Origin of the sequence: Acidovorax sp. Root275, from assembly GCF_001428965.1 — a bacterium.
Taxonomy (GTDB): Bacteria; Pseudomonadota; Gammaproteobacteria; order Burkholderiales; family Burkholderiaceae_C; genus Acidovorax; species Acidovorax radicis.
The window spans coordinates 598,623-613,965 of record NZ_LMJH01000001.1 but is presented as its reverse complement, the minus strand read 5'-3'; the positions used below and the strand labels follow the sequence as shown (position 1 = coordinate 613,965).

Annotated in this window: 15 protein-coding genes; 4 read left to right on the top strand and 11 right to left on the bottom strand. The window is 61.9% G+C overall.

The window, feature by feature from the left end; translation table 11 throughout:
* Positions 1-168 precede the first annotated feature (168 nt).
* Positions 169-669, bottom strand: a complete 501-nt coding sequence (locus ASE52_RS02830; RefSeq protein ID WP_057223646.1) for a hypothetical protein — start codon at positions 667-669, stop codon at positions 169-171.
* A 19-nt stretch (positions 670-688) separates the two neighbouring features.
* The gene (locus ASE52_RS02825) at positions 689-1,594 is read right to left on the bottom strand and encodes a hypothetical protein (protein ID WP_057223644.1); all 906 of its coding nucleotides are present in this window, start codon (positions 1,592-1,594) and stop codon (positions 689-691) included.
* Between the two features lie 432 nt (positions 1,595-2,026).
* Here ASE52_RS02825 and ASE52_RS02820 point away from each other — a divergent pair, with 432 nt between their 5' ends.
* Positions 2,027-2,977, top strand: a complete 951-nt coding sequence (locus ASE52_RS02820; RefSeq protein ID WP_057223642.1) for a PhnD/SsuA/transferrin family substrate-binding protein — start codon at positions 2,027-2,029, stop codon at positions 2,975-2,977.
* A gap of 49 nt (positions 2,978-3,026) precedes the next feature.
* Here ASE52_RS02820 and leuD read toward each other — a convergent pair whose 3' ends face one another.
* From leuD to ASE52_RS02805, 3 genes are read right to left on the bottom strand one after another with little or no spacing between them, the layout of a single operon-like run.
* Positions 3,027-3,686 (bottom strand): 3-isopropylmalate dehydratase small subunit, encoded by a 660-nt coding sequence (gene leuD, locus ASE52_RS02815; RefSeq protein WP_057223639.1) that lies wholly within the window; start codon positions 3,684-3,686, stop codon positions 3,027-3,029.
* Entirely contained in the window at positions 3,683-5,101 is a 1,419-nt protein-coding gene (gene leuC / locus ASE52_RS02810) for a 3-isopropylmalate dehydratase large subunit (RefSeq protein WP_057223637.1), read from the bottom strand. Before leuC ends, leuD begins: the two co-directional genes overlap by 4 nt.
* Positions 5,098-6,024: an alpha/beta hydrolase gene (locus ASE52_RS02805; protein WP_057225129.1), complete on the bottom strand. Its 927-nt coding sequence runs from the start codon at positions 6,022-6,024 to the stop codon at positions 5,098-5,100. Before ASE52_RS02805 ends, leuC begins: the two co-directional genes overlap by 4 nt.
* 120 nt (positions 6,025-6,144) lie before the next feature.
* On the opposite strand from ASE52_RS02805, the gene ASE52_RS02800 reads away from it, so the two are divergent.
* Positions 6,145-7,068 carry a LysR family transcriptional regulator gene (locus tag ASE52_RS02800; RefSeq protein ID WP_057223635.1) on the top strand — a complete coding sequence of 308 codons (924 nt, stop codon included), beginning with the start codon at positions 6,145-6,147 and terminating at the stop codon, positions 7,066-7,068.
* Positions 7,069-7,098: 30 nt separating this feature from the next.
* A complete protein-coding gene (locus ASE52_RS02795; RefSeq protein WP_057223633.1) occupies positions 7,099-7,443 on the top strand; it encodes a FlxA-like family protein in 345 nt (114 codons plus the stop codon).
* 101 nt (positions 7,444-7,544) lie between these two features.
* Here ASE52_RS02795 and ASE52_RS02790 read toward each other — a convergent pair whose 3' ends face one another.
* Together ASE52_RS02790 and ASE52_RS02785 are read right to left on the bottom strand one after the other, a co-directional pair.
* Positions 7,545-8,189 carry a hypothetical protein gene (locus ASE52_RS02790; RefSeq protein WP_057223631.1) on the bottom strand — a complete coding sequence of 215 codons (645 nt, stop codon included), beginning with the start codon at positions 8,187-8,189 and terminating at the stop codon, positions 7,545-7,547.
* A gap of 81 nt (positions 8,190-8,270) precedes the next feature.
* Positions 8,271-8,840 carry a DUF1003 domain-containing protein gene (locus ASE52_RS02785; RefSeq protein ID WP_057223628.1) on the bottom strand — a complete coding sequence of 190 codons (570 nt, stop codon included), beginning with the start codon at positions 8,838-8,840 and terminating at the stop codon, positions 8,271-8,273.
* A gap of 267 nt (positions 8,841-9,107) precedes the next feature.
* Here ASE52_RS02785 and ASE52_RS02780 point away from each other — a divergent pair, with 267 nt between their 5' ends.
* Complete coding sequence (locus tag ASE52_RS02780) at positions 9,108-9,704, top strand: lipocalin family protein (RefSeq protein WP_057223626.1); 597 nt, start codon at positions 9,108-9,110, stop codon at positions 9,702-9,704.
* 94 nt (positions 9,705-9,798) lie between these two features.
* On the opposite strand, the gene ASE52_RS02775 is transcribed toward ASE52_RS02780, so the two are convergent.
* Genes ASE52_RS02775 through ASE52_RS24895 form a run of 4 tightly spaced genes read right to left on the bottom strand, consistent with a single transcriptional unit; the run spans position 9,799 to position 15,239 of the window.
* Positions 9,799-11,418 (bottom strand): dipeptide ABC transporter ATP-binding protein, encoded by a 1,620-nt coding sequence (locus tag ASE52_RS02775; RefSeq protein WP_057223624.1) that lies wholly within the window; start codon positions 11,416-11,418, stop codon positions 9,799-9,801.
* Positions 11,419-11,429: 11 nt separating this feature from the next.
* Positions 11,430-12,476, bottom strand: coding sequence for an ABC transporter permease (locus ASE52_RS02770; protein WP_057225127.1), 1,047 nt, complete (start codon positions 12,474-12,476; stop codon positions 11,430-11,432).
* Between the two features lie 22 nt (positions 12,477-12,498).
* Positions 12,499-13,530: an ABC transporter permease subunit gene (locus tag ASE52_RS02765; RefSeq protein ID WP_057223622.1), complete on the bottom strand. Its 1,032-nt coding sequence runs from the start codon at positions 13,528-13,530 to the stop codon at positions 12,499-12,501.
* A gap of 8 nt (positions 13,531-13,538) precedes the next feature.
* Positions 13,539-15,239: a DUF262 domain-containing protein gene (locus ASE52_RS24895; protein WP_082606739.1), complete on the bottom strand. Its 1,701-nt coding sequence runs from the start codon at positions 15,237-15,239 to the stop codon at positions 13,539-13,541.
* Positions 15,240-15,343 lie beyond the last annotated feature (104 nt).

Genomic DNA, 15,343 nt, shown 5'->3' with positions numbered 1-15,343 from the left:
TGCTAAGGAGGGATGGTGGGGCAAAACTGCCCACGGCCAGAAGAAGAAAAAATGGCGGTGGCTTGCACGGATTGTCATCTGTGCCCACGCACCGCCCGCCCAGGGGCTGCAGATCAGGCGGAGAAGCGCCGAGCCCGTGCCGGTGCGTGCAGGCTCAGCTCCGTGGGGTCACATCCACCGTTGCACCATCGGCCAGGCCTTGGTGCAGCCCAGCCCACATGCCACCAGCACCGGGCTGTACAACACGATCGCGCCGACGACGGTCATCAGCCAGCCGGGTTCCTCCTCCTCCGCCTCTGCCTGCGCGCCCTCTTCTTGCCCCCCTCCTTCGGGCTTTGCGATCTTGGCTGCCTTGTCTTGTGCGTCCTGTCTTTTCGCCTCGGCTTCCTCTTCGGAGGCATCGCCCGTCATCTCCTGCACCAGCATCACCGCCACCACCACCAGCGAAACGCCCAGCGCCGCCAGGTAGGCATATTGCAGTTCGATGCGCTCCAGCGGGTAGAAGTACCCGGCCAGCACGATGGCGGGCGCCACAAAGAAGATGTGCATCATCAGGCGGTACCAGGGGATGCCCCCTTCCTTCTTTTCCAGCGCGCCCATGACCATGCGGTACGTCAGTGCGCCCAGCACAAAAATCACCCCACCCCACCATTCGATTTGCGTCAACATGTTGTGTTCTCCCTGCGGTTCAGTGGCTGCTGCCCGTGGTGGCTGCGCTGCCCTTGTTGTGGTCGCTGTCCTTGTCTTCACTGCTTTCGTCGCCGCCACCTTCATCGGGGTCGCTGTCCTCATCATCGTCGTCGCCCTTGAGGTCCTTGTGCGTGGAGACGATGTAGTACAGCGGCAGCACGATGGCCAACACCAGGCCCAGGCCCAGCCAGAGCCAGAAGCCCTTGAACAGCAGCACCGTGACCACCGTGAACACGAAGGCCTGCAGCAGACCCTTGAGCCCTGCGCGCAGCAACAGCACGGCAATCAGGCCCTTCACAGGCGATACGCCGTTTTTGCCCATGGCCTTGGCCATTTCGATGAAAGCCTCAGCCGCTTCCTGGCCCTTCTGTTTGCGCTCGGCTTCCTGTTTGCGCAGCTTCGCCACGGACACGGGCTTGCCAGGGTCTTTGGAACAGTCGTACTCGTCGTCAGGCCCTTCATCGGCAGAACCGGCTGGGTGGTCCGGGTCTGCGGGCTCCACGATGCTGCGGCGCTCAGGGTGCTTGTCAAAGAATGCCTGGCGCGACACCCAGTGGCCGTCGTCGAAGTGCATGCGTTCGGTCTCACCCACCTGGTCGTAAAACACCTGGAGGACGGCCGCCTTCAACCCATGGGAAAACAGTGTCTCGAGCGCCCGCAAGGGCAGATCGCCACTGGTACCCGTGTCAAAACGCAGCAGCAGGTGGGACGGCGTGGCCGACACCTCCTGGTTGAACCACTCTTCATCCCACAACGCCGCCAGGTCCGCCCCGCCGAGCTTGTCGGCCCAGCGTTGCGCCTGCTCGGTGTTGCCGGTTACCAGGTATTGATAGACCAGCTGGCCGAATTTGAGCTTGATCGGGTCTTCAAAAAAGAGGTGAAGGGTATGGGCGTTTTGCGACATGGCTCTGCGTTGTGAAGGACGGGCTGGAGGGTTTGTGGAATGGAACGAATTGTTACAGAGCTCCAGACCCCTGTCCTTCACCACGTTGTCCATCCACGCCACAGTGCACTTGACGCCGTGTCCACCGCGCCTTCCTCATCCGCGCACCTGACGAGAAACTGGTCCCGCCCTTCCCACTGGCATGGCACCGCGCAACAACGCCCAGGCGCGGCCCCTTGCGGCGGTGGGCGGCGACGCCGGCAGCTGTCCACGAGTCGCACGGGTTACTGCAAGCCCCTCGCCTTCATGCATACTGGGAAGACCATGGCCCACGGGCGCGCACCTGTGCCACACAGCTGCAGCCGGCCTTGCGAAACCCAACAAAAATTTCAGAGGGAAATCACCATGCGATGTGATGCACGTTTTTGCGCGCTTTTGTCAGGCGCTACGTTGATGCTGAGCCCCGTGGCCGCACAAACCGACACCCCCACGAACACCCCACAGGCCCGTGCGGCAGCGGCCCGTGCAGCCGCCGCCCCGGCGCCCATCGCCAGCGGCCCGCGCGAAAAACTCGTGGTGGCCATGCCCAAGACCTACGCCAAAAGCGAAACCATGTTGTTGTGGGGCGACTACTTCAACCACCTGGCACGCTGCGGAAACATTGATCTGCAGAACCTGCAGGGCGAATCGCTGGAGCGCAGCACCAACATCGACGTGCTGGCAGAAAAGGAACTCATCGACAGCCTGGTGGCCGGCAAGGCCCAGCTGGCCCAGGTGAACCCTGGCCTGGTGCCACAACTGGTGGCCGCGGGCCAGCCCACGCCGTTTGGCGTGCCGGGCAACAAGGCCAGCGGGCAGCGCAACTCGTACAAGCTGATCCTCATCTCGCGCGTGGACAGCCCTTTCACCAAGCCACAAGACCTGGTGGGCAAGAAGATTGCACACACCACGCCCACCTCCAACTCCGGCAACCTGGCACCGCGCGCGCTGTTCCCGGCCATCGGGCTGGTGCCGGACCAGAATTACGAGGTGGTGTTCTCCAATGGCCATGAGCGCTCGGTGACGGGCGTGATGCACGGCTTTTACCCCGCCGCTGCCGTGGCCAGCGATCTGTACCAGCGCATGGTGGTCAAGGGCGATGTGAAGGGCTCCAGCATCCGCACGCTGTGGGAGAGCCCGCCCTTCATGACGGAGACCTGGACGATGGGCAAGGATGTCTCGCCCGAGCTGCAGGCGCGCGTGAAGAAGTGCTCGTACAGCTACAGCTTCTCGCCCAAGCTGCGCCAGCTGCTGCCGGGCAACGACACCTTCCTGCCCATCAACTTCGAACGCGACTTCGCCACCGTGATGGAGGTCTACAACAAGACCCAGAAGGCGCAGGCGGCCAAGGGCGCAGCCAAGTAAGCAAGCCTTTGGGTCGGCGACGACTCCCCCCGTGGTCGCCGCACCAGGCTCAGCCGCCCGTGGCGGCCGACAGCCGCTCGCGCGTGCGGCGCGCCACATCCTTCACCCACGGCTGCGCCGCCCAGTGCTGGTCTGCAAACGCACGGATCTGGTCGGCGTGGCTCAGCGACACGCCGATCACGTCCAGCCCCTCCAGAAACATGCGCTGGTGCCGGTCAGACAGCACAAAACCCGCGCTGCGCCCAGGGCTGCGCACCATGCGCTGTTGCACGTCAATCGTGAGCGCCAGCGGCCCTGGCTGCGCGGCCGCTTCGGCCACGAAGGCCTGCACATCGTCCTCAGCCACCATGGCCAGCAGCAGGCGGTTGTTGAGCGCATTGGAGTAAAAAATCTCGCCAAAGCTCGACGCCACCACGGCCTTGAAGCCGTATTGCTGCATGCCCCACACGGCGTGTTCACGGCTGGAGCCGCAGCCGTAGTTGGCGCCCGCAATGAGCACATCCACGCCTGCAAACGCGGGCTGGTTGAGCACGAAGTCGGCACGCGGCTGGCCTGCCCCGTCAAAGCGCAGGTCGTACAGCAGGCCAGGTGCCAGGCCCGATTTGTCGATGCCACGCAGAAACTGCTTGGGCATGATCTGGTCGGTGTCGAGATTGGGCGTGGCCAGCACGGCGGCGCGGCCGCGAACAAGAGCGTTGTCGGTGGTCATACAGCAATTTCCAGGTTGCGCACATCGGTGATGCAGCCCGTGATGGCGGCTGCGGCGGCCATGGCCGGGCTCATCAGGTGGGTGATGGCGCCCCGGCCCTGCCGCCCTTCGAAGTTGCGGTTGGTGGTGGAAGCGCAGCGCTGGCCGGGGGCCAGCACGTCGTCGTTCATGGCCAGGCACATGGAACAGCCGGGCTGGCGCCATTCAAAGCCCGCAGCCACCAGGCGCGCGGCAATGCCTTCGGCCTCGGCCTGGGCTTTTACGGCCCCCGAGCCGGGCACGACCATGGCGCGCACGCCACTGGCCACATGGCGGTGGCCGACGATGCGGTCCACCTCACGCAGGTCTTCGATGCGCGCGTTGGTGCACGAGCCGATGAACACATGCTGCACGGGCACGCCCTGCAGCGCCTGCCCGGCACAAAGCGCGGTGTAGCGCAAGGCCTGCTCCGCGCTGCTGCGCTGGGCCGCATCAACCATGTGGGCGGGCAGCGGCACGGTGGCATCGATGGCCATGGCCTGGTCGGGGCTGGTGCCCCAGGTCACATAGGGGGCCACATTGCTGGCGTCGAAATGGTGCTCCACATCAAACGCCGCATCCCCATCGCTGTGCAGGGTGGCCCAGTGCGCCAGGGCCCGTTCGCGCCACGCCCCGGTGATGTCAGGGGCCCGGGCCAGCACATAGTCAATGGCCGTGGCGTCGGGCGCGATCAAGGCGCCGCGTGCGCCCGCCTCCACCGCCATGTTGCACAGCGTGAAGCGCGCCTCCACCGACAGCGCGCTGATGGCGCTGCCGCAAAACTCCACCACATAGCCGCGCGCGCCCTGGGCACCAATGTGGCGGATGACCATGAGGATCAGGTCCTTGGCCGTGGTGCCGGTGGGCAACACGCCATCCACGCGGATGCGCATGTTCTGCGCGAGCCGGTACACCAGGGTCTGGGTGGCCAGCACGTGCTCGACCTCGGACGTCCCGATGCCAAACCCCAGGGCACCCAGCGCACCGTAGGTGGTGGTGTGGCTGTCGCCGCAGATGATGACCATGCCGGGGCGGACCATGCCATGCTCAGGCGCCACCACGTGTTCGATGCCCTGCAGCGGGTCGTTGGTGTCGAACAGCGGGATCTGGTGCCGCTCGCAGTTGGCCTGCAGGTTGCGCGCCTGCAGGGCCGAAGGTGGGTCCTGGATGACGCGGTGGCGCACCGGGTGCGTGGGGATGATGTGGCTCACCACCGCCACGTTCTGCCCCGGCATGGGCACGCCGCGCCCGGCCTCATGCAGGCCCGCAAAGGCCTGGGGACTGGTGTATTCGTTCATCAGGTGCAGGTCGCAAAACAGCAGCACGTTCTGCGCGTCCAGCACCGTGACGGTGTGCGATGCGATCAGCTTCTGGTACAGGGTCTGGGGATGGGTCATGGTGTGGCTTCCAGCAAGAAGGGCAAGGCGGCGGTCAGCAGGGCATCGGGCGCCTCTTCGGCGATGTAGTGGCCGCAGGGCAAGGCGTGGCCGCGCACATCACGCGCCACGCGCTGCCATTCGGCCAGGGGCTTGAAGCATTGGTGCACCACGCCCTGCTCGCCCCACAGCGCCAGCACCGGCATGGCCAGGTGGCGCCCTGCATCGCGGTCGGCCCGGTCGTGCACAAGGTCAATGCCGGCGGCGGCGCGGTAGTCCTCGCAAATGCCATGGGCTGTGCCCGGAAGGGCCAGGCAGCGCGCGTATTCGGCCAGTGCCCGGGCATCAAACGGCGCCAGGCCCGCGCTGCGTCGGCCCATCACGTCGCGGATGTAGGCAGCAGGGTCGGCCTCGATCAGCCGTTCGGGCAGCGGCGCGGGCTGGATCAGAAAGAACCAGTGCCAGTAGGCGCGGGCAAAGGCGTCGCTGGTCTGCTCATACATCGCCAGGGTGGGGGCAATGTCAAGCAGCACCAAGCGCACCACGGCATCGGGGTGGTCGGCCGCCAGCCGGTGGGCCACGCGGGCGCCCCGGTCGTGCGCCAGCACGGCAAACCGGGTGTGGCCCAGGTGCTGCATCACGGCCAGCATGTCGGCGGCCATGGTGCGCTTGCTGTAGAGCGCATGCTCTGCATCACCGTTGCCTGGGGCCGGGCTCCCCAAGGGCTTGGCCGAGTCCCCATACCCCCGCAGGTCGGCCAGTACCAGCGTGAAATGCTGTGCCAGCGCGGGCGCCACCTTGTGCCAGATCGCACTGGTTTGTGGATGGCCGTGCAGCAGCAGCAGCGGCGGCCCACTGCCGCCCAACAGGGCGTGGATGTGCTGCCCGTCGGGCGTGGCTACGCGGTGGGGAGTGAAGCCGGGGCAAAGTGGGGTGGTGGTCATGGGGTTTGTCTCCGGCAGATTGGTGGTGTTCTGTCTGACGGGCATCTTATGAGTGATTGAAAACGGCATAAAGTCATTCAAAATCACTTCATTCATAAACCAAAAGCACGAATAAACCCTATGGACGGCTTTTCGGACCTGCGCTTTTTTGCTTTGCTCATGAAGGAAGGCAGCCTGGCCGCCGCAGCGCAGCAGATGGGGATCACCCCCCCGGCTGTGAGCCGGCGCCTGGCGCAGCTGGAGCACCGGCTGGGCGTGCGGCTATTGCACCGCACGACGCGCCGCATCAGCCTTACGCCCGAGGGCGAGACCTACCTGCTCGACGGTGCGCGCATCCTCGGCGATCTGGAGGCGCTGGAGCGCGCTGTGGCGGGCGCGCGCAGCTCTCCGCGCGGGCTCATCAAGCTGGCCGCCACGCTGGGCTTTGGCCGCGCACACATTGCACCTGCCTTGTCGGCGTTTGCACGCGCCTTCCCTGAGGTCGAGGTGCAACTGCACCTGACCGACCGACCCGTCAACCTGGTGGAGCAAGGTTTTGACGCCGTTGTGCGCTTTGGTGATTTGCCCGACTCGCGCCTGACCGCGCGCCGGCTGCTGGCCAACCAGCGCGTGTTGTGCGCTTCACCCGCTTACCTGGCCTTGGCGGGCGAGCCCACACAGCCCGCTGACCTGCTGGCCCATCAGTGCATCGTGATCCGCGAGAGTGACGAAATCTATGGCACCTGGCACCTGCGCCAGGGCGAACGGCAAGAAACCCTGAAGGTGCGCGGCATGCTCAGCACCAACGATGGCGCAGCCGCCACGGTCTGGGCACTGGAGGGCCATGGCGTGCTCATGCGGTCGGAATGGGATGTGGCGCAACACCTGGCCGCAGGCCGACTGCAGCGCGTGCTGGCCGCGTGGACGCTGCCCGCTGCGGACGTGACCCTGGTCTATCCAACCAAAAGTGATCTGTCAGCCAAAACGCGGGCCCTGGCGGATTTCTTGCGGGAGTGGTTTGCACAGCGCCCCACGGCAACGCAGCGCACAACAAACAGTGCTTGAGATGGCCCATTCCGTGCCGATAACAAGGGGATGCAAATCTCCGGCGCCAACTCCACCAATGCTGCCTCCCGCGGGGCGGCCAGCAGCAACATCGCGAAGCTTCAGAAGCAGCTGCGTGAGCTGACCGACGAACTGCGGGGCGTAGCCGGACAGGACATCGAGGCCAAGGCCAAGCAGGAAAAGATCAAGCTGCTGCAGGCGCAGATCCAGATGGTGCAGCAACAGATTGCTGCCATTGCACGGCAAAGCCAGCAGGAGCAGGCCGCCAGACAACAGCAGGCCCAGGCGACCAGGGACCCGAGCACGAAAGCGGCACCCGCATCTGCAGGCCGTCGCACACCTGGCCTGGGTGACACCGTCGACACTTTTGCGTGAGCACGGCGACCCGTGGGAATCGGGTCGGTGGGTGCACGTCTCGGAAGAATGCTATCTTATGGATAGCAATCAGCGCTTTACAAAAAAGCGCTGCAGGCACTTCAAGCCGTAGAGAATCCCGCCCCGCTCGCAGTGGGTGTCAGCGTGATGGCGGCAAAAGGCATGTGGTGCATCAACTCGCGCAGGACCAGCAGCGTGGCGGCCAAGGTGGGGCTCGCGGGCAACCCCTCGTGTGCAGGAGGCCGGCCTTGGGCCACGGCAGCAAGGCGGTTGAACAAACGCTCCATGGCCTCCAGGGGCAAAACCCGGGTGGGTGCTTCGGCAACGCCCGCCAGGGTGGCGATCTCGTGCAGGGCGGGGTCTGTGGAACATGGAATCACCACCACCCCTTCGGGTACCCATTGGCGGTGGCGCGTGTGTGCCGCATAGACCTCGTCTTCCACCCAGGCGATGGCAGTCTCCAGTTCCAGCGGGGTGGGTAGCGTGCTGCGGAAAAAATCACGCGCGGTCTTCTGGCTGCCCAGGGCGAGTGTCAGCACCACGGACGGCGTTGTTGGGTCGATTCCCGTTGCCAACAGGGTGTGTTCGGCGCCCATGTGCAAGGCGGTGACACATTGACCGGGTGCAGCCAGCCCGTGCGCCTGCCGGTACAGGGCAGAGATATCAAAACGGGGCTCGGCGACTTGGGGCAACAGCGATGATGACGGACTGTGGGACGCAAAGGGCGCGGGCCGGGGTGAGGTCATGGTGGCTCCGATTCTTCAAACAGCGGCGGTGCGGGCGAGCGATGGCGGTCAGCGCAGGCCCGTGTGGGCTCGTGCATTTTTTTACGGCTTTACCGGTGGGGCAACAAAACGCTGGTGAATCTCTACCGTCAACGCCTCGATGCGTGCCGTGAGTTCGCGGGTCTGCTCGGTGAGCAGGGTGTTCTGCTGAAGCAACTCCAGCACCTGTGCCGCGCTCTGGGCGGCGATGGACTGGCGCTGCTCATTGGCAATGGCCAGCGCTTCGCGGTGCTGCGCATCGGCTTCCGCATGGCTTTTGTCCCGCGCAGCCTGCCGCGTCTGGGCCAGCAGGATAAGCGGGGCGGCATAGGCCGCCTGCAGGCTGAACGCCAAGTTGAGCAGGATGAACGGATAGAGGTCGAACTTGGCGATGCCCAGTACGTTGATGAATATCCAGGTGGCCACGATCAGCGTCTGCGCCCCCAGAAACAGGGGCGTGCCAAAGAAGCGCGCAAAGGCCTCCGCCCGCAGCGCGAACCGGTCCGTCCCGAACGTGGGCGCCAGATGCGCATGGCGCCGATGAAAGCGCAGGTGGTCGGTCGGCAAGGGCCCCTCTGCAGAAAGTGCGACGGGGTGCGCGGGGTGCGCGGGGTGATGGGCAGGGGCAGTCATGGGTTTTCTCCAAAGCGGGTCGGGCGTTCGCACAATCGGCAAAACCGTTGCTGCACTCTACGCGCTCGCCCATCCACACACCTGCACATCCGCAAATGGGGGCGCCGCCCCTTGCTGCCGGGCTCTGACAAGCGCTGACAGCGCGCTCCTACAGGCCCTGTACGGCACCCTGCCTAAAGTCAGACCCATCGATAAACGAGCCTCTGCGCCACCCCAACCGGTGCGGCCCTCGCCAGCCACACGCCCACAACACCGCAGGAGCACCCCATGCGCATTCATGCCCAGCCACGCCGCCCCTCACCATGGCCCCTGGTGGTCGGCGCAGCCGCCTTGATGGCCGCGCTGGCACTGACTGCCTGCTCCACACCGCGCACGCCCGAGGGCATCCAGCCCGTGACGGAGTTTGACGTGGACCGCTACGCAGGGCACTGGCACGAAGTGGCACGCATCGAAAACTCCTTTGAGCGCCGCCTGACCCAGACCAGCGCCACCTACAGCCGCAATGCCGACGGCACGATCAAGGTGGTCAACCGTGGCTATGACCCGGTGCGCAAGGTGTGGAAGGAAGCCGAGGGCACGGCCCGCTTTGTGGACGATCCCACGCGCGCTGCACTCAAGGTGTCGTTCTTCGGGCCTTTTTACGGCGGCTACAACGTGGTGGCGCTCGATGAAAACTACCAGTGGGCCATGGTGGTGGGCTCGAGCAAGGACTACCTGTGGGTGTTGTCACGCGCCCCCACCCTGCCCGGACACGTGCGCGAGCACCTCATGGAGCGGGCGCAGACGCTGGGTATGGACGTGCGCAGGATTCTGTGGACACCCCCTGCCAGCGAACAACATGCCAGGCGGGCCGTGATGACCTGAGAAGGTACGACCCGGCCATTTCGAGAATGCTATATTTTCAATAGCACACTGTGCTTTATCAACAAGCGCTAGCGGCTATTTTCATCAATATTCATCAGTCCAAAACCGGCACCGTGGCCGCCGCCACCAGCCGCTGGGTGTACGGATGCTGCGGCGCATCCAGCACGTCTGTCACGCTGCCGCTTTCGAGCAGGGCACCGTCCTTCATCACCACCACGTCGTGCGCCATGGCACGGATCACATCCACGTCGTGGGTGATGAGCAGGTAGCTCAGACCCTTCTCTTTTTGCAGGCGCTGCAGCAGGCCCAGCACCTGCTGCTGGATGGTCACGTCCAGGGCGCTGGTGGGCTCGTCCAGCACCAGCACCTGGGGTTGCACGATGAGCGCCCGGGCGATGGCCAGGCGCTGGCGCTGGCCGCCAGAAAATTCATGCGGGTAGCGCTCGAGCAGGCGCGGGTACTGTGCTTCGGCAAGCCCCACCTCTTCCAGGGCCGCCTCGACGCGGGCGCGGCGCTGGGCCACGGTCAGTGTGGGTTCGTGCACCTTGAGGCCCTCGCCCACGATCTCCTCCACCGTGAGGCGCGGAGACAGCGATGAGAACGGGTCTTGAAACACCACCTGCACCCGGCGGCGCAGCTGCTGGTTGGCCGGTGTATTGCGCATGGCGGGCTGCTGCCATGCCTGCCCACCCACCTGCAATTCGCCTGCGTAAGGCAATAGGCCCAGGATGGCTTGGGCCAGCGTGGATTTTCCCGAGCCGGACTCCCCCACCACACCTAGCGTCTGGCCTGGCAGCAACTGCAGCGCGGCGCCCTGCACGGCCACAAACTCGCCCTTCTTGAACCACCCTCGCACACCGGGCAGCGGCGTGGGGTACACCACGCGCAGGTCCTGCGTCTTCACGACCGGGGCGGTGCCTGCGGGCGGGTCGACCTCGACCACATCGCGGCGGGGCTGGCTGGCGATGAGGCGCCGGGTGTAGGCATGCTGGGGGGCGCCGAATACCTCGGCCACGGGGCCCTGCTCCACCAGCACGCCCTGTTCCATCACGGCCACGCGGTCGGCAAAGCGGCGTACCAGGTTCAGGTCATGCGTGATCAGCAGCACTGCCATGCCGTTCTGACGCTGCAGGTCGCTGAGCAGGTCGAGGATCTGGCCACGCAAGGTCACATCCAGCGCGGTGGTGGGTTCGTCGGCCAGCAGCAGCTTCGGGGCGCTGGCCAGGGCCATGGCGATCATCGCGCGCTGGCGCTGGCCGCCTGAGAGTTGGTGCGGGAAGCTGTTGGCACGGCGCGCAGGCTCGGGGATGCCGGTCTGGGCCAGCAGCTCGACGGCGGCCTGCGCGCACTGGGCGCCGGTCAGGCCTTTTTTGAGCTGCAGGATTTCGGCGATCTGCAGGCCAATGGTCATCAGCGGGTTGAGCGCGGTCATGGGCTCCTGGAACACCATGGCGATGTCGCCACCACGCACGCCGCGCATCTCGCGTTCGGTCAGCGCCAGCAGGTCTCCGCGCCCCTGCAGCAGCGCCTGGCCGGTGATGACAGCATCGCCCGCCAGCCGCAGCAGGCTCAGCGCCGTGATGGTTTTGCCCGAGCCGGACTCACCCACCAGCGCCAGTTTTTCGCCCGCTGCAATGCTGAAATTGACACCCCGCACCACCTCTTTGGCGCCAAAGCGAACGTGGAGGTCTTGAACCTGCAACAAAGGGGTCATGGCCGAAGGGGTCACTGGTCGGCCTTTCGGGGGTCCAGGGCATCGCGCAGCGCGTCGCCCATGAAGGTCAGCAGCAACAAGGTGGTGACCAGCACCGCAAAGGTGGACAGCGAAATCCACCACGCATCAATGCTGTTCTTGCCCTGGTTCAGCAGCTCACCCAGCGACGGAGTGCCCGGTGGCACACCCAGGCCCAGGAAGTCGAGCGAGGTCAGTGCCAGGATGGCGCCACTCATGCGAAACGGCAAAAAGGTGACCACGGGCGTCAGGCTGTTGGGCAGGATGTGGCGCCAGATGATCTGAGCATTGCCTACGCCCAGGGCCCGCGCGGCCTTCACGTAATCGAGCTGGCGATTGCGCAGAAACTCGGCACGCACATAGTCCGACAGCCCCATCCAGCCAAACAGCGAGAGCAGGATGAGCAGCAGCGCGATGCTGGGTGCAAACACGGCGCTGAAGATGATGAGCAGGTACAGCTCGGGCATGGAGCCCCAGATCTCGATGAAGCGCTGGAAGGCCAGGTCCGTCTTGCCCCCAAAAAAACCCTGGATGGCGCCGGTGAGCATTCCCAGCAGCACGCCGGTGACGGTGAGCGCCAGGCCAAACAGCACGCTCACGCGAAAGCCGTAGAGCAACTGCGCCAGCAGGTCACGCCCCCTGTCGTCCGTTCCCAGCCAGTTGTCGGCCGTGGGCGCAGACGGGTTAGGCGCCTTGGCAAAGTAGTTGAGCGTGTTGGGGCCGTAGGGGTTCAAGGTATACAGCGCCCAATTGCTGCCCGCACTCAGGCGATCCTTGATGAAGGGATCGAGGTAGTCGGTGGGGGTCTCGAAGTCCCCGCCAAACGTCTTTTCGGGGTAGTCCTTCAGCATGGGGAAGTAGGTCTTCCCTTCGTAGCGCACGACGAGGGGCTTGTCGTTGCTGACCAGCTCGGCACACAGGCTGACCAGCACCAGGGCGCAGAAGATCAGCAGGCTCCAGTAACCCAGGCGGTTGCGCTTGAAGCGCAGCCAGGCACGGCGCGAGGGAGAAAGCGAAGGCGATGCGGAAGCAGAACTCATCAGGGCCATGGGTTCGTTCGGGCTAGTCAAACTTCACGCGCGGGTCGACCCACACATAACAAAGGTCGCTGACCAGCTTGGTAACCAGCCCGATCAGCGTGAAAAGATACAGCGTGCCCAGCACCACCGGGTAGTCGCGGCGGATCACGCTCTCATAACTGAGCAGGCCCAGGCCGTCGAGCGAGAACAGGGTCTCGATGAGCAGAGAGCCCGCAAAGAATGCGCCGATGAAGGCCGCCGGAAACCCGGTGACGATGGGAATGAGTGCATTGCGGAACACATGCTTCCACAGCACCTGCCGCTCGCTGAGCCCCTTGGCGCGGGCCGTGAGTACATATTGTTTGCGGATCTCTTCCAGAAAGGCGTTCTTGGTCAACATTGCCGTCACGGCAAAACTGCCCAGCACCATGGCCGTCACAGGCAGCGTGATGTGCCACAGATAGTCCACGATGCGCGCGCCCCACGACATCTCATCCCAGCTGGCCGACGTGAGACCGCGCAATGGAAACCATTGCAATTGCCCACCAAAAATGACCAGCAGCGCCACGCCCAGCACAAAGCCCGGGATGGCGTAGCCCACCAGGATGAGCAGCGTGGTCACCAGGTCAAACCGTGAACCGGCACGCACCGCCTTGGCCACGCCCAATGGCACGGCGACGAGGTAGCTGATGAAAAAAGTCCATATGCCCAGGCTGATGGAAACCGGCAGTTTCTCCTTCACCAGTTGCCACACGTCCTTGTTCTGGAAAAAGCTCTTGCCCAGATCAAACCTCGCGAACTGTCCCAGCATCTGCAGGAAGCGCTCATGGGCAGGTTTGTCAAAGCCGTACAGCGCCTTGATCTGCTCCAGCCGTTTAGGGTCAACGCCCTGCGCGCCCCGGTAGCTCAGGCCACCCCCCTCGGCGCCGCCACCGCCCACACCGGCCTTGGCCTCGGCCATGTACTGCTCCACCGGGCCGCCTGGCACGAACTGGATCACCACAAAGGTCAGCAGCAGCACGCCCAGCAGGGTGGGCAGCATCAGCAACACGCGTTTGAGGATGTAGGCGAACATGTTAAGAGTCAGCGAATTGCGTTCGACTTATCTGTCAACTCAACCAACCGCGCCATCCAGCGCTCCATATCCTCTTTCTCCCAACTGCTTTGCGGATTAAGACTCAAGAAATCATCAACGAGCCTAAATTGAGACCTACCATAAAACTGCTTCTTTTCCGAAAACGATAGATTGCCAGGAATACCATTATTTATGCTTTCATCCAAAGGAATAAGGTTGCCTATCAAATCAACCCAAGTCGCTCGACTTGACTTTTCCCTGATGTGCTCAATTGACATTGATGCGACATTAAGTTCACTTGTTTTTTGAAGATATCTCTCCGACTTCACAAAAACGGTCTGAATGACTTTTCTATCGAGTCCTGCCGATGACGAAAAAGAAACTAGACTGAGAGAATTTCTAATACTTTCCTCGTCTGGACGCTTATTAGCCAGATATATAGTCAGATCATTAAGTATAGATTTCGCAGCACTTTTGTTGGAGCCTGAAGCATATAAACTTTTGGCGGCACGCGAGTATTTACTCTCCAATCCCGATGCGCGCTCTTTGCACAAGTTAGAAAAAATAAAATGAAATCTTTCTATATTCTCCACCATACGAATAAAATCAGTTTGCCCAATTACTCCATTAGTTCTATACTCCAACAGAGCCAAAAGAAAAGGGCGCGGCTGAGTGACGCGGTAATAATTCAACGACTCAAAACAATATTTTACCAATCTCTCTTTTTGAATTGGCCAATCGCCATCCTTGGGAGCACCGATTTTTTCGTACATCTTCGAAGCAGCATCAATTTCCAGTAAAAAATCTTTTGCTGGAGCGATGAAACCCCGCTTGTGTAGTTTTTTGAAGCTTTTATATATTCTTCCATCCGAAGCAAAAGCATACTTAGAATTCCAATAGTGGCGAAAGAAAATTTCTGGCGTCGAAAAACTTGACACTCGCTTTCTCAAAACACCCCAAATTTCTTTGGCATTATCAATGGGATGAGTCTGATCATAATTTTTAAATATCCAATTTTTTATCAAATCTACAGAAGTAAGGCTAAGTCCTCGTGCATTCAAGGTTTCAAATATAGTGTACGCCTCGTCTTCACTCTTCGCCGTGACTTGTATAACCTTTAAAAAATTCAATACTTGATTTCTAACTATTTTTGCAGCATCCGCCTCACGGTGTGTGCCTATACGATAATTGTCTAAACGACCTTTAAAAAAATCCAAAGTTCCCTTAAGCCTCTTTTCCTCTTCCGTCTCAGGTCGATTGATTCCAGAAAGATCAAATGCTTGAATTTCATTTTGAAAATATGGCCTTGGACTCTCGTTTATCAACTTAAAATACTTACCCCCGTCGTTGTCAACACCCTCGATCATGTTATGGTAAGTTGCCTTAGCTGCGGACATATCGCCCAATTCTTTTAATCTGTCTACAATCGCCTTTACAAGAAGCGTCAGCGTTATCAAACGTTGTTGTCCATCGACGATCAGGTGCTCAGGCCGTGAATCCTCCCCAACAAAAACGACACACCCAATAAAATATTCATCATGAGTCACGGACCCCTCAGAATCCAGGGAGATCTGATCAGTAATATCGTCCCACAACTCTGTTACCTGCTCTAGCGTCCACGAATATTCGCGCTGAAAACGCGGAACGACATACTTCCTATTTTGAGAAAATATTTCATTTATAGATCTTGTCTCCGCAATCAACTCCATTTTTCTCTCCAAATAGAAAATACGTTATTTTTATAGTTAACGGGGTTAAATTATTCTAAATTCTCTGTTTTTCCATTGCCTTACAGCAACCGCTCTAAAGAATT